21 protein-coding genes are annotated in these 18,221 nt (G+C 35.1%); 16 read left to right on the top strand and 5 right to left on the bottom strand.

Features of this window, described 5'->3' with window-relative positions:
• Nucleotides 1–41 precede the first annotated feature (41 nt).
• From HNR27_RS06270 to HNR27_RS06320, 11 genes are all read left to right on the top strand, one after another.
• Complete coding sequence (locus HNR27_RS06270; protein ID WP_429339124.1) at nt 42–1,529, top strand: hypothetical protein; 1,488 nt, start codon at nt 42–44, stop codon at nt 1,527–1,529.
• 70 nt (nt 1,530–1,599) lie between these two features.
• Nucleotides 1,600–2,427 (top strand): hypothetical protein, encoded by an 828-nt coding sequence (locus tag HNR27_RS06275; protein ID WP_429339125.1) that lies wholly within the window; start codon nt 1,600–1,602, stop codon nt 2,425–2,427.
• Between the two features lie 41 nt (nt 2,428–2,468).
• The gene (locus HNR27_RS06280) at nt 2,469–2,966 is read left to right on the top strand and encodes a hypothetical protein (RefSeq protein ID WP_429339126.1); all 498 of its coding nucleotides are present in this window, start codon (nt 2,469–2,471) and stop codon (nt 2,964–2,966) included.
• A 46-nt stretch (nt 2,967–3,012) separates the two neighbouring features.
• Nucleotides 3,013–3,414, top strand: coding sequence for a TadE/TadG family type IV pilus assembly protein (locus HNR27_RS06285; RefSeq protein ID WP_429339127.1), 402 nt, complete (start codon nt 3,013–3,015; stop codon nt 3,412–3,414).
• Entirely contained in the window at nt 3,411–4,175 is a 765-nt protein-coding gene (locus tag HNR27_RS06290; RefSeq protein WP_429339128.1) for a Tad domain-containing protein, read from the top strand. Before HNR27_RS06285 ends, HNR27_RS06290 begins: the two co-directional genes overlap by 4 nt.
• Before the next feature lie 32 nt (nt 4,176–4,207).
• Nucleotides 4,208–4,924, top strand: a complete 717-nt coding sequence (locus tag HNR27_RS06295) for a hypothetical protein (protein WP_244853294.1) — start codon at nt 4,208–4,210, stop codon at nt 4,922–4,924.
• Nucleotides 4,925–5,126: 202 nt separating this feature from the next.
• Complete coding sequence (locus HNR27_RS06300) at nt 5,127–6,425, top strand: Tle-like phospholipase domain-containing protein (RefSeq protein ID WP_429339129.1); 1,299 nt, start codon at nt 5,127–5,129, stop codon at nt 6,423–6,425.
• A gap of 66 nt (nt 6,426–6,491) precedes the next feature.
• The gene (locus HNR27_RS06305; RefSeq protein WP_429339130.1) at nt 6,492–7,532 is read left to right on the top strand and encodes a hypothetical protein; all 1,041 of its coding nucleotides are present in this window, start codon (nt 6,492–6,494) and stop codon (nt 7,530–7,532) included.
• A gap of 160 nt (nt 7,533–7,692) precedes the next feature.
• Complete coding sequence (locus HNR27_RS06310; RefSeq protein WP_429339131.1) at nt 7,693–8,178, top strand: RDD family protein; 486 nt, start codon at nt 7,693–7,695, stop codon at nt 8,176–8,178.
• A 162-nt stretch (nt 8,179–8,340) separates the two neighbouring features.
• On the top strand, nt 8,341–9,576 hold the full coding sequence (locus HNR27_RS06315; RefSeq protein WP_212920027.1) for an MFS transporter: 1,236 nt from the start codon (nt 8,341–8,343) through the stop codon (nt 9,574–9,576).
• 121 nt (nt 9,577–9,697) lie between these two features.
• Nucleotides 9,698–10,462 (top strand): MerR family transcriptional regulator, encoded by a 765-nt coding sequence (locus HNR27_RS06320; RefSeq protein ID WP_429339132.1) that lies wholly within the window; start codon nt 9,698–9,700, stop codon nt 10,460–10,462.
• A gap of 51 nt (nt 10,463–10,513) precedes the next feature.
• Here the strand turns inward: HNR27_RS06320 and HNR27_RS06325 are convergent, their stop codons facing one another.
• Genes HNR27_RS06325 through HNR27_RS06335 form a run of 3 tightly spaced genes read right to left on the bottom strand, consistent with a single transcriptional unit; the run spans nt 10,514 to nt 13,055 of the window.
• Complete coding sequence (locus HNR27_RS06325; RefSeq protein ID WP_212919365.1) at nt 10,514–11,302, bottom strand: ABC transporter permease; 789 nt, start codon at nt 11,300–11,302, stop codon at nt 10,514–10,516.
• Nucleotides 11,302–12,078 (bottom strand): ABC transporter permease, encoded by a 777-nt coding sequence (locus tag HNR27_RS06330; RefSeq protein ID WP_212919366.1) that lies wholly within the window; start codon nt 12,076–12,078, stop codon nt 11,302–11,304. The genes HNR27_RS06325 and HNR27_RS06330 overlap by 1 nt, the downstream gene beginning before the upstream one ends.
• The gene (locus HNR27_RS06335; RefSeq protein ID WP_429339133.1) at nt 12,075–13,055 is read right to left on the bottom strand and encodes an ABC transporter ATP-binding protein; all 981 of its coding nucleotides are present in this window, start codon (nt 13,053–13,055) and stop codon (nt 12,075–12,077) included. The genes HNR27_RS06330 and HNR27_RS06335 overlap by 4 nt, the downstream gene beginning before the upstream one ends.
• Nucleotides 13,056–13,187: 132 nt before the next feature.
• Between HNR27_RS06335 and HNR27_RS06340 the strand changes: the two genes are divergently transcribed.
• Nucleotides 13,188–13,328: a YpzI family protein gene (locus HNR27_RS06340; RefSeq protein ID WP_429339134.1), complete on the top strand. Its 141-nt coding sequence runs from the start codon at nt 13,188–13,190 to the stop codon at nt 13,326–13,328.
• 577 nt (nt 13,329–13,905) lie between these two features.
• Nucleotides 13,906–14,676, top strand: coding sequence for a PepSY domain-containing protein (locus HNR27_RS06345; RefSeq protein ID WP_429339135.1), 771 nt, complete (start codon nt 13,906–13,908; stop codon nt 14,674–14,676).
• Between the two features lie 30 nt (nt 14,677–14,706).
• On the opposite strand, the gene HNR27_RS06350 is transcribed toward HNR27_RS06345, so the two are convergent.
• Nucleotides 14,707–15,114 (bottom strand): VOC family protein, encoded by a 408-nt coding sequence (locus HNR27_RS06350; RefSeq protein WP_429339136.1) that lies wholly within the window; start codon nt 15,112–15,114, stop codon nt 14,707–14,709.
• A 103-nt stretch (nt 15,115–15,217) separates the two neighbouring features.
• On the opposite strand from HNR27_RS06350, the gene HNR27_RS06355 reads away from it, so the two are divergent.
• A complete protein-coding gene (locus tag HNR27_RS06355) occupies nt 15,218–15,874 on the top strand; it encodes an RNA polymerase sigma factor (protein WP_429339137.1) in 657 nt (218 codons plus the stop codon).
• A gap of 32 nt (nt 15,875–15,906) precedes the next feature.
• Nucleotides 15,907–16,365: an NUDIX hydrolase gene (locus HNR27_RS06360; protein ID WP_212919371.1), complete on the top strand. Its 459-nt coding sequence runs from the start codon at nt 15,907–15,909 to the stop codon at nt 16,363–16,365.
• A gap of 10 nt (nt 16,366–16,375) precedes the next feature.
• Here HNR27_RS06360 and HNR27_RS06365 read toward each other — a convergent pair whose 3' ends face one another.
• On the bottom strand, nt 16,376–17,413 hold the full coding sequence (locus HNR27_RS06365) for an ArsR/SmtB family transcription factor (RefSeq protein WP_429339138.1): 1,038 nt from the start codon (nt 17,411–17,413) through the stop codon (nt 16,376–16,378).
• Between the two features lie 250 nt (nt 17,414–17,663).
• Here HNR27_RS06365 and HNR27_RS06370 point away from each other — a divergent pair, with 250 nt between their 5' ends.
• A complete protein-coding gene (locus HNR27_RS06370) occupies nt 17,664–18,200 on the top strand; it encodes an STM3941 family protein (protein WP_429339139.1) in 537 nt (178 codons plus the stop codon).
• The last annotated feature ends 21 nt before the right edge of the window (nt 18,201–18,221 follow it).

Below are 18,221 nucleotides of genomic sequence, written 5' to 3' on the forward strand. Positions count from 1 at the left end.
ATTTACCGATTTATATTTTGTACGATTGGAGGTGATATCCTTTGAAAACATTCTATAAGAGAATATTTGCTTTAATAGGAATTGTATTTCTCACCTTCTTACCTGTAATGACACCAACTGTCCACGCAGTTTCCTCCTGGTCGGGTGATCCATGGCAAGGTAGTCCATGGAATGGAAAGTCTTGGGACGGTAGTAACCTGCAATGGTCTGGGGATTCCTGGAATGGAAATAGTTGGAATGGTAATTCCTGGAATGGGAACAGTTGGACGAATCAATCATGGAGCCAAAATGGTTGGAATTTATCTGGATTTAAAGGTAATTCTTGGACCCAACAAGGCTGGGATGGATCAGCATTTCAAGGGAATTCGTGGACCAATACAGGCTGGGATGGTAATCAATTCCAAGGAAATCCATGGTCAAGCTCTGGGTGGAGTATGTATGGATTTACAGGAAACCCGTGGTCAAATACCGGTTGGTTAGGGAATGGTTATTCTGGAAATCCATGGTCTAACTCAGGGTGGGATGGAAACGGTAATGGACCTCTAAATCCTTGGTCTAATTCAGGCTGGAATGGAAATGGCCATCAGGGTAATCCATGGTCCAGCGGTGGCGGAGGTGGTGCTGGACCATTTGCTGGTCAACCAGGTTCTGGCACAACAATAAACCCACCGGGTCCTTATAATCCTTCAGCCCCAGAACAATTCTATGATACTGATGAGTTTAATGCAGCAAAATATGTTTGGGATAATATGATGAATGCTGCAATAGATATAGAGACTAATTATCCAAATGGTCTTCATGGTCTAGGTCCTAATGGTCTGAGTCCAGATTTCTTTAAAGGATTTATGGTTGATACCATTAAATTACAGCTTGGTGATCATATTGCAGTTGATCTTTATGACATAGGTGATACTGCATACAACATGTATAGTGGTTATAAGGATCTAGAAGCAATAAGGCAGGCTACGTTTGCTGCAAATGCTGCAAGCATGACCAATAACGCTTACCAAATTTCAACTGCTTCCAGATTTGCTCAATACGGTAATTTAATCAAGGATTCGGCAGATGTTTTTCTAACTAAAACTGAATTCGGAAATTTATCAAGCACATGGAGCTCAATGGGTGCTTTATCAAAGTTAAACTTTGTAGCTTCCGGTGTAAATGCTGGTCTATCAGCCTATAAAACTGGTGTTAGTATTGGAAATGCCATAGACACTTGGCAGAATACGAAAGATGGTTCTGCCCGAACCTCTGCAATAGCCGATATTGGAGCAAACCTCGGGGAAACATTAATGAGTGTCGGTGGTGTGGCAACGGCAATCCCAGGTGGTCAGGCTTTGGGGGCAGGCTTAGTAATAGTAGGCGGTGGATTATTTGTAGTCTCGAAAGCTACTAAATTAGTAGCAGATAACTGGGATAAAATCACTGACTTTGGGAAAAGTGTTGGTAACGGTATTAAAAATGCCGGTAAATCCATAGCCAAGGGAGCTAAAAAGGTAGGTAGCATGATCAAAGGTTGGTTCTCATAAACATTTTAAAATACAGGTAACAGAATAGAGATTTACTCTATTCTGTTACCTAAAAAATTAGGTGACATACATGCAACAAATTACTGCAAATGAGCTACTGAAGCTTGGAAAGAGGCATAAAAAGTGGAATGAGGATGTAACAATTGAACTATTCCCATATGCCATTAATAACCATCGCTATTATTTAGCGTACTATTTAGGAAGGTTTTCTCGAGAGATAAAAAGTATTGCCATATTATCACCTGATTCATCTAATAAAGATGAAGCGTTAGATGCATTGAAACAATTGGTCTATTTTACTATTACATTTGATAAGGTAGAGAACAATACAAAAACAAGAGCAGAATTAAATTTTGAAATCTATGGAGAAATTCGAAATTATTTAAGAAATATATTGAATTCAGGTGTATTGCAACCGGAATTCATAGATATTTATGATCGTTCTTATAAAGTAGTAGATAAAACGCTTAGATTACAAGATGAGATGTTAGAACTTAGAAGTAGAGTGAATAAGTTTGCCCAAGATATTCTTGATAGAGGGTATTTCATTGATAGTGATATTGACGAGGTGCTTTCATTATTTCCTGCACCGGGGTGGATACAATATCAACAGTTCTATGATAGTTATCGTTATAGGAATGATTTTGATGTTATTTATAAAAATGAAAATAATCCGGAGTTAATACCATTTTTCAAGTTTAGAGATCCCAAAACCCTGTTTAACATGACTAGTGGTATCGCTGAAGAACAATTAAAAAAATCACTTGATATCGTAACTGATAAGCAGGATATGAGTAACTTCAGTAAAGAAGACTACTTTAATTATTGGACTAAAAAGTTTGAAAAAGGTTTATCCGATCGATATATACAACTTAGGAAAATTATCCGAAATCTCTAGAAATAGGTTAGGGCACACTGATTAATAAAGGAGTATATTAGATGAAAAAAACAATCTGGTTTATTAGTTTCTTAAGTTTACTTATTTTAACTTCATGTAGTACATCACCAGAAGCAGAAGAAATCGCAAAATATCACAACGATTATGTAGAGAATGTAAATTCACTAGCCTCACAGGTAGATGAGCAAATACAGAAGTCATTTGCTACAGAAAGCCCTCAGGAAACTTATGATTTACAAACTGAAAATGTTTTACCTTTAATTGATGAAATTAAGAAATATATTGAAGATATGCAACCTGAATCAGGAGAAGTGAAAGAACTTCATGAGATGCGATTGAAACAGCTTTCTGCTTGGGAAGAAGCATTTAAATTACAATATCAAGCATTAGAGAAAACGGTAGCGGAAGAATCGGAAGAGGAGGTAAGCAAATTATTAAAGGAATCAGACCAAAAACTGTTAGAGGCTGCAGAGTTAGGGCAGCAGGCTGATAACAAATTAGTTAAACTGGCTGAGGAACATGACGTTACTATAAATTAAGGGTTAGGGATAACAATTAAAAGAGCTGTTTATGGAGGATTGCCTTATGAAATGGCTGAATAAAATTAGAAAAAGTGAAAACGGAAGTGCCACTATTGAATTTCTTGGTATTGTCCCATTAGCTTTAATTTTTTTAATGATAATATGGCAGTTTATTGTTGGAGTCAATGCTGTAGTAGTGGCTAAGTCTGCGGTGAACGAATATGCAGAGGTTTATTCTGTAACAAAGGATTTGAATGACGCTCGGGATGCAGCAAAAACTATTATTGATGCAACTGGAGATTATTTAGTATTCGATAGTTTTACTACAGAACCTGGGGAATATGATAAAGAATTTACAGCTGAGCTTGCTGTTAATATTAAGTTAGTTTTTATTCCTGAATTGTTTAGAGGTTCCGTACCAAGCATACCATATAGTGCAACGGCATACGGTAGGGTGATAGAGTGAAGAACATAATATCATATTATCGGAATGAGCAAGGTAATGTTGTTTTGTTTGTAATAGGTATGTTAGGTATTATGATGGTCTTATTTATATTAGTAGTTAATCTTAGTTCTGCTCTAGCTACTAAGCAGCAATCGGAAACGACTGTCTCACAAGCTAGTTTGGCAGCCACAAGTGCCTTTTATGAAGAAGTTAGAAGAGTTATTACCGGTTTCTCTTACCCAGAACCAATTCCTCCTACCGAACCTGATCCTGAAGCAGATTCATCTGCCTGGGAGGCATATCGTGAAGCATTAAGAGAATATGAAGAAAAGCTAGAAGTCTATAAGTTCTTTACATTATTTGATAATTATGTTGCTTCAGCTAAAGCGGGTCTTACTGGTTTGGAATATCGTGACTGGTCTGACAAAGAATTAGAATTACAAGCTTTTGATGTAGTAATTAATGGCGCCTTAACTAATGGTCGTCTGCTTCAAGAGATAGTAGAAGGTCTGTTAGTAGGGAATAATAGCATTCAACAAGCAGCAATTACTATGGGAATTCTGACTATTGAAAAGAATGGTGGAATTTTAGAGGAAGCTACATTAGATATTAGGGAAAATCGAATCGAAATTAGAGCAGCTACTGAAGCTACATCAACTGCCTACGACGGCTTTGTAGAAAGTGTAACAGAAAAGCTTTACCAAGAGTCATCTGGTCCAAAGATTGATTTTATTAACTTGATATGGACAAAGACACTACCAGTTTATTTAGAATATGAATGAGGTTAATTCTTGAACATTAAGAGGAGATAATTATGAAAAGTCCTTTTCGAAATACATGGGAGATATATACTGGAAGATTTGAGAGAGTATTGCTATTAATGTTATTTACAACACTACCATTATTAATAGTTCATTCATTTGCTACAAATTATATCTATGCTATCACTCCTAGTATGGACCCATTATATTCATTTGCAGACATTTATTATGGACTAATAACCATATTATTATATATTTTTGCACAAGTACCATATGTTCGGTTTGTCTATAACGAATACAATGATATGGAGCGAAGTTTTCAAGATGCAATTTTCCAATTCATCGTATTAGGTTTTACGGTTTTTATATTTGCAACGATTGTTTCAATCTTATCAATCATTGGTTTTTCGCTATTTATAATTCCTGGTTTTATTATATTAGCTCTTACCCTACCAGTACCATATGTAAGTGTATTTGATAAGAAATCAGTATGGAGGTCATATAAAGAAGGGATACGAATTGGAAAGAAGCACTTTTGGAAAATCTTTTTATTGATATTAGTAACGGGTTTACTTGAAATGATTGCGGGCGTTTTGATTACATCACAAATTTTTAATATTACTAATTCCTTTGCTGCACAAATAATTACACAAATCGTATTGAATTTAATCTACTATCCATTCATTGTCATGCTACTAAGCTCCTGTATGATTAAATGGCGTGAGGAACAGAAAGTATTAGAAACACGTGATGAAACGGAAGTTGCATGACTAGGATTTATTGAAAGTTGACGCATTGAAAACACAATGCGTTTGCTTTTGTTCAATTAATTGCACTTCCCTATATCAATTTACAGTTTCTTTCAAATACTAAGCAATTTACTCCACATTGATAAAGCAATTTAATTCCTCGTTAAAGTCATTTTAATAAATAAAATTCCCAAATATAAAATGTAATAGGGAGAGATTTATTTTGAAAAGGTACTGTGGGAAAGTCCTTACGATTTTTGCTGGCATTATATTAATTTATTTTACTGTTTTAACTCCAACGGTAAATGCAGTTACTCCATGGTCTGGTAAACCCTGGAAGGGAAACCCTTGGAAAGGAACGCCATGGGGTGCGGGAGAATTGCAATGGGAAGGTGTACCTTGGGACGGTAACCCTATAAATGGAAACCATAATGGTAATGAAATGAATAAAGATGGTTCTGATGACAATTCAACAGAGGGAAACGAAACGAATGAATCCTCCGAAAGTAATCAGGAAAAGCTATGTTTACCTGGTGAAGGTGGTTGCGATGGAACTAATGGGAAAAAGATTGATTTATCAATTGAGGAAGAGATGGATAAAGCAATAGAGCAATTTCTAAAAGATAATAATGTCAAAAAGCCTCTATTTATGTCAAAAAAAGCATATGAAAAAGAAGTGGAAAGACTAAAGCAAAAACTAAAAGCGGAATTTACTAGATTAATAGAAAGACCACATGGAACTGTGCAAGATGTTGATATTCCAGATAATGTGTTGGCAACACTTGCACAATCAGGATATACTGAAAACCATTTGGGAAAAGACGGTAAGCAGGACAAGGATAATAAATTATTAACTTATGGTTGGAAGGAATATGAAAGTGTAGAATATGATTCTGGTTTCCATGCACGTTTATATAAAAATGATGATGAAGGTAAAATCGTAGTTTCATTTGGTGGAACGGAAACAGATGATATGAAGGACCTGTTAACAGATGGCCGTCTTGCCTTAGGATACAGTGATGACCAATTTGAAGAGGCACTTAAATTTGTAAATGATATGATGCTGGAACATCCTGATAAAGAAATCGTGATCACTGGACATTCACTTGGTGGAGCTTTGGCGCAATATGTGGCTATTAATAAGGGAATACCAGCAATTACCTACAATGCTCCAGGGATAGATACTCGGGACTATGGTTTTTTTGAAAATCCATTGAAAATATTTTTTGGTGATGGAAACATGGTAGCTGTAGAGAAATTCTTAAACGAAAATGGACTACTACATAACTTAGTTGAGAATCATATCATGGAAGATGATGCAATTGGGAGCTATCAAATTCATGTAGGGACTACTTATTCATATTCTAGCGACGGAACAGTAACATGTCGTGATGATTATAGTAAAGAGAAACATAAAAGAGATTTACCTACCAAAAAGATACCTGAGATGTGGAATGATTTTAAAAATGATTTACCAAACCATGGAATGAATAAATTTTTTGATATGATGGTTCCATGTTAACGTTATTACTAAAAGTTGCATGATATTGACAAAAAAACGGGTCTTATACTGAAAAGGGTGAGAAGTATGATACGTATGGTACTGGCAGGTTTTTTCTCATTAGTTTTTCCAGGAATAGGTCAGCTATTTAATCGACAATGGATCAAAGGGACTTCTTTTATCGTTATAGAACTTTGTCTTATATATTTTGCCGCCCCTGTAGTATGGGTTGTGATGATTTACCGTGTAATTTGGTTGATTAGTATTATTGATGCTTCAGTCATTGCTTATTTAGTCTATAAAGGGAAAAAAGAATTACACGTCCTAAAAGGATGGCGGGCAGTTTTAGTTGTAGGATTGGCAAATCTTATTATTTTACCAATCGCTTTATTACCATCTCTTCTTCCTCATATTTCTTACTATTTAGCAGTAACACAAATGACAGATGCCGAGGGAGGCTCTGCCGAACAGTTGCAGGAAGAAAAAAAGATATATGAGGATTATTTAGTGGAGACGTATGGTGAAGAGTTTTCCCTGGGTGATGCAACATTTAATTCAAATTATGGTCATTATTTAGTAGATGCATCTCCAAAAACCAATTCTAATTTGGTTTTCGGAGTATATCAGGATTGGAATGATAAGATTAATGATTCATACATTGATACTTTATGGGGAGAAGAGGCGAGAAATGAGGTATCTCCTATCATTGAGAAGTTATATGAGGATGTTTGGATGAATCATGTAGAAGTCGCAATCAAAGCCGGGTCAAAAGAGAAAATCCTAAGTGAAAATAAGCAAATAATCGGTTTCAATGAAGGAAGAAGTAAATACCCGCAAGATTATTATTATTGGGTAGAACTATTAGTCTTTCAAGACTACGATAATCCAGAACAAGAATTAGAAAAATTATATGAAATTATTACTTATTTTAAAAATGCGGAAATTCAAGTTGCTAGTTTTGATGTAAAATATTATGATGAAACGTTGCTAGAAAAAGAAGGAAGTGACATAGAGCCTGGTTACAAATATAACGAATATGCCACACATTTTATTTCACTGAATAAGGATAAAATCAATCAAATTAATTCGATTAAAGATCTGGAAGAACACATGATAACTTTGGAGTAATTTAAAAAGAATAAAGGTTTTAGAAAAAGTACAATCCTATTTTTGAACTAGTTTAGAGAAAACTAGTAAAAATTCATAAACATCAGATATAGAGGAGAAGTATCTCATTAACTTTTGTAATCATAATAAATTTACCATTCTGAAAAGTGGAGGATACGCAGTGATTGTAGAAAAGGATTATCAATTTTCAGGAGATAAAGAAGTACTTAACTATTCAAGCATTTGGAATAGGTTTGTTGCTTGGTTGATTGATATAGTAATCGTTTTTTTCTCTATATTCTTTATAAAGCTCATTCCGAATGGAGTAAATGCTATAACATCTCTATTATTTTATAGCAGACCAGTTGATGAATATTATATTAATTATTGGGTCATTCAAATTGCTATAGTTGTGGTAGTATTCTGGTTGTATTTTGCATTGATGGAAAGTCTATCAACACAAGGAACAATAGGGAAAATGATCGCTGGAATAAAGGTGGTAAATGAAGAGGAAGAGAAAATATCATTTGCTAATGCATCAGGTCGGTTTTTTTTACAATTAGTATCCCTATGTTTACTTGGAATTGGACATCTGCTTGCTTTATTTTTCAAAAATAAGCAGACGTTATACGATGTGCTTTCGAAGTGTGTAGTTATTAAAAGGTAAATTTTAACAATAGCCTTGCTAAAAAAGATGAGGATTTATACCCTCATCTTTTTTTCTCTAAAGGTATGTACTCCAGTTGTATTAGTGGTGGTTTTAGTGTATAAATTATTTAGATAATAATGGAATGGATGTGAATTGGTGGGAATAGATAGTAATTCGATTATGGATAACTGGAAGCGGAATAGTGTTCTTTTCCTTAGTAGCCAACTGATTTCTATGTTTGGCTCATCTTTAGTGCAGTATGCGATTATGTGGTATGTGGTGTTGAATACCCAGTCTGGCGTTATGATGACCATTTATATTTTATGTGGTTTTATTCCAACCTTTATATTGTCCCCATTTGCTGGGGTGTGGGCAGACAGATATGATCGGAAGAAACTAATTATTATTTCAGATGGTTCTATTGCCTTTGTAACACTAATTTTAGCGATTGTTTTTATGTTAGGATATAATTCCCTTTGGCTTATGTTCTTGGTAGCTGCCATTCGTGCAGTGGGGACTGGTGTGCAAACCCCATCTGTTGGTGCGATCCTTCCACAGTTTGTCCCTGAGGATAAACTAACTAAGGTAAACGGGTTTAACGGTAGTATTCAGGCATTGGTGATGTTACTTGCCCCAATGGCAAGTGGTGCATTGTTAGGGTTGGCGACGATAGAAATAATCTTCTTTATTGATGTGGTCACAGCTGCCATTGCAATTTTCATTTTCATAGTTTTCTTAAAGATCCCTGCCCATAAAAAGGCAAAAGAGAAAGAACCTATCAGTTATTTTGATGACCTGAAGAAAGGATTTACTTATATTAGCCAACATGCATTTCTAAAGAAGTTTTTCCTTTTCTTTGCCTTATTCTTTATTTTAGCATCTGTTCCATCTTTTCTTACTCCATTACAAGTAGCACGTAGTTTTGGGGATGATGTGTGGCGATTAACAGCTATAGAAGTGGCATTTTCTATTGGAATGATGATCGGCGGAGTCTCTATTGCAACCTGGGGTGGATTTAAAAATAAAATCCATACGATGACATTAGCGAGCTTGATGTTCGGTGTCTTAACAGTTGGTCTTGGGGTCATTCCTAATTTTGTTATCTATCTAGTCGTAATGGGAATAACAGGAATTACGATGCCAATTTTTAGTACACCTTCAACGACACTCCTACAAGAAAAAATAGAACCAGATTATTTGGGAAGAGTCTTTGGTGTAGTGGCAATGATTTCAACGTCGATGATGCCACTTGGTATGTTGATTTTTGGTCCAATTGCAGATGTAATTGCGATTGAGTGGCTATTAATAGGCACTGGCATTTTCATGTTTATCGCTGGGTTTTTCTTAATCGGAAGTAAGACATTGGTAGAAGCTGGTCAGCCAAAACCAATAGCTGTGACTGATGGAAATGCCTAATGAATAAAGAAAAAGTTTTAAAGATATATGCTTCTGTACATCTTTAAAACTTTTTTATTTTTTCTATTGACCTTTACGTTGCGTAAAGGTTTATGCTAATAATTGTCAGGGGGCGAAGTTAATGGAATATACCGTCAATAAGCTTGCCAGTATGTCAGGAGTAAGCGGCCGTACACTCCGATATTACGATCAAATCGGGCTACTAAAGCCGGCAAGAATAAATTCGTCCGGTTATCGTATATACGGGCAACAAGAGGTTGATTTATTACAGCAAATTCTATTTTATCGAGAATTAGAAGTTAGTCTTGAGGATATCATGGAGATTATCAATCAACCGAATTTTGACAGGAGTAAAGCACTGAAAAATCACTATGAACATCTGAAACAAAAACGAGCCCGCCTAGACAAAATTATGGCTACAGTTGAGAAAACAATTGCTAGCATGGAAGGAGGAACACCAATGCAAGATATAGAAAAGTTCGAAGGGTTTAAGGAAAAACTCATTGAGGAAAATGAACAGAAATATGGTAAAGAAATTCGAGAAAAATATGGTGATGATACGGTTGAAGCAAGTAATGCGAAGTTACGTGGTATGTCACAGGAAGATTATGATGCGATGACAAAGCTTGGGGAAGAAATTATGGTGTTATTGGAAAAGGCCTATCATACAGGTGATCCAGCATCAGCTGAGGCACAGTTAGTTGCTGAAAAGCATAAGGAATGGCTCATGTATTCTTGGTCAACTTACTCGAAGGAAGCACATGCTGGACTAGCTGATATGTATGTAGCAGATGAGCGTTTCACTGCCTATTATGATAAAGCGGTGAAAGGCGGAACAAAGTTTCTACGAGATGCCATCAGAATATATCTTGGATTAGAAGAATAAATAGCCAGGCACCCTCAGAGATTTTTTAAAAACTCGGGGGTGCCTGAATCCTTAATCAAGATCCATTGTCCCTTTTATTCTAGATAAGTATTCTGCATATTTAATAAAGAGTAAACTGATGATAAAAAAGGTCACCCCCAGTAAAAATTCCTGCCCGAGTATTGGTACAACATTTTCGTAGTTTCTTTCGTTTAGTATTTGTTTCGTTAATTCCACTCCTCTAGTTAGTGGAATGAAGTCTGCAACATATGTTAGCCATGTTGGCATAATCGATTGTGGATAATTAGCACCACTTAATAGCAATAAACTACTTGCAAGTAAATTTGCAATCAAATTCATCGATGGAGTCCAAAGGCAAAAGCAACCAATGATTAAACCTAAACCACAAGCAGAGAAAATGGAAACGAGCCATACACTTAGTAAAGGCAGTATTGCTTCGATAGGAATCTTTATTTGAAAAATTAGTATGCCGAAGATCAAACCTATCATTGATGTGAACAAACCATTCAGTATGTGAGCAATAGAACGTGATAGAAATAATCCAATTTTATTTGCAGGGGAGGCCATGACGAGTTGTAGGGTACCCATATACCTATCAGATGTAATAATAGTCATAATTCCAAACACAGAGCTCATGACACAGAGTATGAGTGCATTAGCACCAATATAGCCGACAAGCCCTTTTCCGTCATATACATAATTAACTAGTACAGCAAAAAATAACAATTGACTTAATGGGTTTAACACCATTACAAGAATATAGACCTTGGGATTTAACCATCCGAATAATGCCCGATAGGATAATAAGCTGTGCCTAAAAAATCTTAATGTAGCCTCCATTAATACACCCCTAACTTACCAGAAATTCTTGCCTTCTTTTCAACTGCACGATAACAGAAAATACCTAGTACCATGTAAATCATCGTTACTACGACTAGACCGATTAGCGATTTTTCAATCATATTTATTGAAAATTCATTTGTTGAAACCGCACGGAGTAATTCAATTGCCCAAGTAGGTGGTAATAGATAAGAAATTGGTTGCACCCATATAGGTAGAATAGAAACCGGAAACATGAATCCACAAATTAAATATATTGGATATTCAATGAAATTCATCAATGCTTCCGCTTGTCTCGAAAGTGTAAATGCTAGAGAAAGAAAAAATGAAAATACCGTTAACGCTAACAAAACAAAGAGAGTGCACAAGAAGAAAACCATTGGATTCGGAATGGTTATATGAACACCAAATAGGAATACCAAATAAATAAACGATATTACCATCGATAAAAATCCCCAAATTGTATTACCTATAATTTTTCCTATCAATACGATAAAAAAGGGGACAGGTGAGACAAAGATGATCTCTAATGTCCCGTAATAGCGTTCACGATTGATATCGCTAGCTGACGAAAAGACGATTGAGGACCATAATGCCATAAAACCCGATCCTAAAATAACATAGTGAAAAATATCCTCTGGCGAACGAGAACTGTAAATAAATATAGCGATAGTAGCTAAAAACAAAGGGGAAGCCCATATAATAAATTGAAACATCGGTCGTGCCATCGACAACCCCATATGTACACGTATCGTTCGTAACAAGGCACGCATCATGACACTTTTCCCCCAATTAATTCTACATAGACATCCTCTAAGCTTGGCTTTGTAATGGTTAAATCTTGAATAGCAGCACCATTCAAAGTTTCGTAAATAAAAGGAACAACTGTCTGTGGGTCATGTGTATGTAGTTTAATATTTGTTAGATAACCCCGATTTTCAGCTTGAACATGGTGAATAATTGGCAAATCGGAGAGCCTATGGATGTTTTTTTCAGAAGTCCCCAACGTAGTGAATGCAATGATCGAAACATTATCCGCTTTTAGCTTGAAATTTTGTGGCGTGTCAATTGCTACCAAGTTTCCCTTGTCGATAAATGCTATTCGGTCACAAAGTTCATCTGCCTCATACATATAATGTGTCGTTAATAATATCGTAGTTCCTCTATTATTTAATTCTCGGATAATCTCCCTCAGCTTTCGGGCACTGACAGGATCAAGCCCAATAGAAGGTTCATCTAAAAACAGTATTTTAGGATTATTAACTAAACCTCTAGCTATCTGTAGTCTTTGTTTCATCCCTTTTGAAAAGGTTTCTACGCGTTGATGAGCTACATCTTGCAAGTTAACCAACTCTAATAATTCATTGATTTTTGCTTTTTGTACTGCTCTAGGAATCCTATATAGATCAGAGAAATATGCTAAGTTATCATAAGCAGACAAACGCCAATATAGATTGCGTTCTCCTCCAAGAATAAAGTTAATATGCGGTCTCAGCTGTTTCGTTTCTGTGACTGGATTAAAGCCTAGAACTGAAATTTCGCCAGATGTTGGCGTCAGCATGGTTGTTAACATTTTAATCATCGTTGTCTTCCCAGCGCCATTCGGTCCAAGTAATCCAAAGATTTCCCCCTCTTGAACAGAGAAAGATATTCCCTTTAATGCTTCTACTACTTTTTGTTTTTTCTTAATAATACCTTCTTCTGTTTTATAGGATCTTTTTACATGTGAAACGTCAATTATGGTATTATTCATTCCATTCACCTCAATAATATTAGATGACTATCTTATAAGATGATTGTATTATAACGATTGAATTTGTCAAGATAATTTTTGAATGGAATAATTCATCGTAAATAAACCATCTTAGTATTAGGAGGTGTGCAGATGGGCAAAGATCGCCAAGAAAAAAAGCTAAAGAAGAGCAGACGTATCGAATCTGATCGAGATGTAGGATTGAAATATAAAAATTCCACCATTATGTCCAGTCCAGAAGAGGCTATGGAATTGAATGATGGAAAGAAATAATTGTTATCGTGATCCCTTCAGTATTAATGGAGGGATTTTTGTGTGCATTCCTATCTTTCCAAGTCATTTAGTTATAGCTATTAGTTAGAATTTAGTTCAAAAATGAATTTTCTCAACGTCATTTAGGAAGAAAATTGAACAGAAAAGAATAGTAGAGGGCGGTAAACATCATTTCGGATAATGACTGAGATTAAAATGAAGCATAGACGATCTCTAAACATCATTTCGGAAAAACAATGAGATTGAAAAGAAGCATAGAAGGGATCTAAACGTCATTTCGGAGAATAAATGAGATTGAAAAGAAGTATAGACGGTCTCTAAACATCATTTCGGAGAATAAATGAGATTGAAGAGAAGTATAGAGGGGCTCTAAACGTCATTTCGGAGAATAAGTGAGATTGAAATGAAGTATAGAGTGGCTCTAAACATCATTTTATAAAATAATTCTCGGCAAATTGAAGAATAGAAAGATGCAATTAATTTTATTTGCTTTTTCTCATCAAATTCTAATCTTCTTATTATTGTCCTATCAGAATCAATGGGTATAGTGTAGATATACAAAGAAGGAGGACACATGATGATAAAGAAGAAATTATTAATTGGTGCACTTACATTTGGATTAATTGCAACAGGAGTGACAGTAGCTACAGCGGGTACAGATAAGGTAAAGGAAGACATGGCTGAAAACGCCTTAATATCCATAAAAGATGCAGAAAAAATTGCCCTAAAAAAAGTTAATGGAAAAATAAAATCAATAGAGCTTGATGATGAAAATGGAAACCCATTCTATGAAATAGAAGTAGAACAAAAAGATAAGGAATATGAAATCTACATAGATGCATATACTGGTGATATTGTTCATATGAATGAAGATATCGAGGACGATTCGGAGGATGTTGAAATGAATCAAGCGATTGCTTCTAATCTTATTTCGGAGTTGCAGGCAATTGACATTGCGGAAAGTGTTATGGATGGAACCGTGACAGAGATGGAATTAGATAAGTCAAATGGTCAATATGTTTATGAAATGGAATTGAAAACGGATAATGGCCAGGTGGAAATAGAGATAGATGCTATTACCGGTGAAGTACTACGGAAGGAAGTAAAAGAGAAAAAAATTGTACAGTCTAGCGAAACTAAATCATTTACTGAGTTTCAAAAGATATCAAAACTGATTAATGTAGATGATTTAAAGGTTCAGTTAGTAACAGATAATTCTAGTAAACGTATTATTTTATTCCTAGATGCTAATGGCCGTGAGAAATATAAAACGATTTTTATTAAATCTACTAACCATCTTAAACTAATCGAAATCAATGGTGGGTTAGTATTTAATGGGAAAATATAATGAAAAAAGCGCCGATATGGCGCTTTTTTCTTATCCCCGTGAAAAGTGGACGGAACTCTCTTCTTCACTTACGACACTAAAAGAATTCCCATCTGGATCAAAGAAATCGAACCCCTTCATGACACCGTAATCCATTATTTCGGTTGTTTCGATTCCTTTCGCACGAAGCTGCTGAAAGGCAACTTCGATTTGATCAACTACAAAATTGTAATAGACATTTTTCCGTTTCCCTTTAATGGTAAATTCAGTGGGCTGTGGACTTTCAACCTTAATTAATGTTAGCCCCTTTGTATCCTTAGGAAATAAGTAATCAACCCCATGATCCTCTCCATCTTCTTGCCATTCATCAATCTTGACTACTCCAAGATTTTCCTCATACCATTTTTTAGATTGTTCTAGATTCGTTACAGGAATAAATATCCCACCTATCTTAAACATATTACTTCACTCCTCACTTTTGTTTTCAGTTATAAACGATTATAATGTATGAAAAGTTACATATTTAATAATATTTTTTAAAAATATTTTTTTTGGTGATGAAATGAATATTAATGAATTAAGGATAGAGTCTATCATAAATAAGCTCTACCACTATTGTTTAACTTTAACCACATCTAAATGGCATGCAGAAGACCTAGTACAGGAAACCCTTATAAAGGTACTTCTATTAAAGCAAAAGGAACCAAACCGAGATATGAATCTTACTTTTCTTTATACTATTGCTAGAAACCTATTCATGGATGAGAAACGAAGAGAACCACTCCTCCTAAGTGAATTCGATGGATTATTGGGAAGTGGAATGGATTCTACAGAATGGGACAGCTTACTTGAGATATTATATAGTCAGCTTCCTTTAAGGCAGGCGATGTTAATAACATTAAAGGATGTTTTTCACTATACCTCCGAAGAAATATCACAAATGCTTAGAACCAGTAATGAATCGGTAAAAACAGCACTCCATCGTGCTCGGAAAAAGTTAAGGGAAGATCATGAATCTGTTTCTAAACAAGAATCTAATTCTAGTTATATGATTCAAAAAATAACCCAAGCTATCAAAAAGGAAGATGCACATAAAATCTTCTATTATTATCGATTATTAGAGACAAGGAACTATACTGTCAAGGGAAGTAGAGTGAAGGATTTACATTTCATTTTCTTATCAGACCCTGATGGGAATATTCTTCAAATAAATACGTAATTTGAAACACGAATAGAGAAGGTGGAATAATTTTGGGCTATGTAGAAGACCTGAGAAAATTGGTAGGGCATCGACCACTGATATTTGTCGGTGCTGTTCTAGTTATAGAGGATAATAATGGAAGAATACTCTTACAACAGCGTAAATTTCCAAATGGGAAATGGGGTATTCCTGGAGGACTAATGGAATTAGGTGAATCGACAGAGGAAGTAGCTAGGAGAGAACTACTGGAGGAAACAGGTTTAATTGCTGGTGAACTCCATCTTATCAACGTGTATTCAGGAAAGGATCACTTTATTAAAGCGGAGAACGGTGATGAATTTTATGTAGTAACAGTCGCTTATTATACGAATGAATACAGTGGTATATTAAAGGTCGATCAAACAGAGTCGATTAATTTTGAGTTTTTTTATCCACATGATTTTCCTGAAAATATGGTAGGGAGTCACTTCACTATTTTGCAGGAATATTTAAAGGGGAGGTCTAAGTAAAGGCCTCCCCTTAGTCTTTAACATAAATAAAATGCTGAAGACTATGAAAAAAATCTTCCGTAAAGGTTTTATTGCAGCTAAAGTATTTTATGTTTCCAACCTTTTCCTCAGTTACAAAGCCTGTTTTTTTTAAAATCTCTAAGTGATGGGATACGGTTGCAGTTGTAATTCCTAGGTATTCCGCCAACTTTGCACCGTATTCTTTTTTTCCTGAAAGCAGGTTAAGGATTAATAATCGATTTTGATCAGAAAGTGCTTTTAGCTTAATTTCTAATTCTTTTCCTGTTTCCCTTGAATCCGAAAGTGGAGTTGCACAGCCATAAACAACAATACAAATATCGGAATTGAAAATACGCATTCGGTGGGGTGTGAAATAATAAGACGGGATAAATATGTACATTTTGTATAAGCTTGTTCGTCTAAATGTTTTCCCCATGACGTATTGTGCTAGGTTAAGTGGCTGCATTTTTAATGTTTTTACTTCTATCATTGACTCTTCGATGATTTGCATATGCTCCGATTCTGCTTTTCTTAATGTATTCGATTCTGCAATCTCAAGTAGAAGCATAGATGTTTTAGTACGAATTCGCTCTATATTGGAGAATAGGCTTATCATAAAATTTCGTTTCTTAGTCGTTTCCCACAATATGTTGGCATCCAAATCGTTAATCGAAGAAGGATTATCTAGTAGCTGATTAATTTGTTCCATTGGAATGAATTCTGATAAAAGATGATAAATATATTCGCCATTAGATAATGTTGAGACCTTATGTAAGAATTGCTTCATGTCATTAAAATATGGGCACGGTAAAATGAAATTTAGTAGCTCCATAAAATCCCACTCAGTAACCTTTTTCCACTCCTCGATAAAGTTCTTTGAATCCTTCGATATTTCAAGGGAAAGTTCTTGATGGCTTGCTTTGGCGAACTCATGTCGTGTTGGATTTACAAATGAAGATAACAGCGATATTGCTTCTACTACAGGAGAGTAAATGTGCTCTACTACCACGGATGGCGTGTATTGATTTTCTTCTTTTTCTGTGGCCATAATTTACCTCCTTTATTATTTATTTAATCATATAAGATAGCTATCTTATTAGCAATACTATTCATTTTATATCGATTTACTGGACCTGACAATTTTTATCGCAATAACCAATTGAAAAAACTCGTTCTAGGAACAGCTAAATGATAGGTTACATGATGGACTTTAGACCTGTTTTAATGAGGGACTTTATGCCCTTGTCCATACTAGTGCAAAGGATATACTAATGGAAGGGAAGAAAGGAGAATATTTTGTGAAAGAATTAATTATTTATGCAAAAAAAGGAAAAATGTTTTTCTATGGAATCCTATGTTTAATTTTTATTGCAATCGGTATATTTTTAACGGCTGTTAGCTTTTCAGAGACTGGCAGTGATGCATTCAAGTTTAGGGTGATAGGAATTATTTGTGTCCTATTTTTCGGCTTAATCATGGTTTATTGGGTTAAAAGTATTATTCAACGGAAGCCTGCACTCATTGTTTCGGCAGAAGGGATCCTTGATCAGTCTACATATATTGCTGCAGGATTAATCAAATGGGAAGAGATTTCAGATATCGATTTTGTGGAATTAAGTGGACAAACATTCTTAGGTATTTATACACATGATCCAGATTTAATCATTAATCGTTCAAGTTCGTTTAAAAGTATGCTAAATAAAATGAATAAAGGATTATTGGATACGCAAGTGAATATCCCAGTGAAAATTCTTGATTGCTCTATGGAAGAGCTAATAGAAACAATTAATTATTATTTTAATGATGACGTGCAAGAAATAAATGAAAACGAATAAACTAGGTTTGTGCCAGCTCTC

The sequence above is a fragment of the Ornithinibacillus bavariensis genome, from assembly GCF_050433565.1.
Classification (GTDB): domain Bacteria; phylum Bacillota; class Bacilli; order Bacillales; family Amphibacillaceae; genus Ornithinibacillus; species Ornithinibacillus bavariensis.

Coding starts and splice junctions, on each gene's coding strand:
- HNR27_RS06295 (WP_244853294.1), top strand. CDS start 4,208: ATGAAAAGTCCTTTTCGAAATACATGGGAGATATATACTGGAAGATTT.
- HNR27_RS06330 (WP_212919366.1), bottom strand. CDS start 12,078: ATGATGCGTGCCTTGTTACGAACGATACGTGTACATATGGGGTTGTCG.
- HNR27_RS06345 (WP_429339135.1), top strand. CDS start 13,906: ATGATAAAGAAGAAATTATTAATTGGTGCACTTACATTTGGATTAATT.
- HNR27_RS06335 (WP_429339133.1), bottom strand. CDS start 13,055: ATGAATAATACCATAATTGACGTTTCACATGTAAAAAGATCCTATAAA.
- HNR27_RS06355 (WP_429339137.1), top strand. CDS start 15,218: ATGAATATTAATGAATTAAGGATAGAGTCTATCATAAATAAGCTCTAC.
- HNR27_RS06350 (WP_429339136.1), bottom strand. CDS start 15,114: ATGTTTAAGATAGGTGGGATATTTATTCCTGTAACGAATCTAGAACAA.
- HNR27_RS06280 (WP_429339126.1), top strand. CDS start 2,469: ATGAAAAAAACAATCTGGTTTATTAGTTTCTTAAGTTTACTTATTTTA.
- HNR27_RS06340 (WP_429339134.1), top strand. CDS start 13,188: ATGGGCAAAGATCGCCAAGAAAAAAAGCTAAAGAAGAGCAGACGTATC.
- HNR27_RS06285 (WP_429339127.1), top strand. CDS start 3,013: ATGAAATGGCTGAATAAAATTAGAAAAAGTGAAAACGGAAGTGCCACT.
- HNR27_RS06315 (WP_212920027.1), top strand. CDS start 8,341: ATGGATAACTGGAAGCGGAATAGTGTTCTTTTCCTTAGTAGCCAACTG.
- HNR27_RS06320 (WP_429339132.1), top strand. CDS start 9,698: ATGGAATATACCGTCAATAAGCTTGCCAGTATGTCAGGAGTAAGCGGC.
- HNR27_RS06275 (WP_429339125.1), top strand. CDS start 1,600: ATGCAACAAATTACTGCAAATGAGCTACTGAAGCTTGGAAAGAGGCAT.
- HNR27_RS06365 (WP_429339138.1), bottom strand. CDS start 17,413: ATGGCCACAGAAAAAGAAGAAAATCAATACACGCCATCCGTGGTAGTA.
- HNR27_RS06325 (WP_212919365.1), bottom strand. CDS start 11,302: ATGGAGGCTACATTAAGATTTTTTAGGCACAGCTTATTATCCTATCGG.
- HNR27_RS06305 (WP_429339130.1), top strand. CDS start 6,492: ATGATACGTATGGTACTGGCAGGTTTTTTCTCATTAGTTTTTCCAGGA.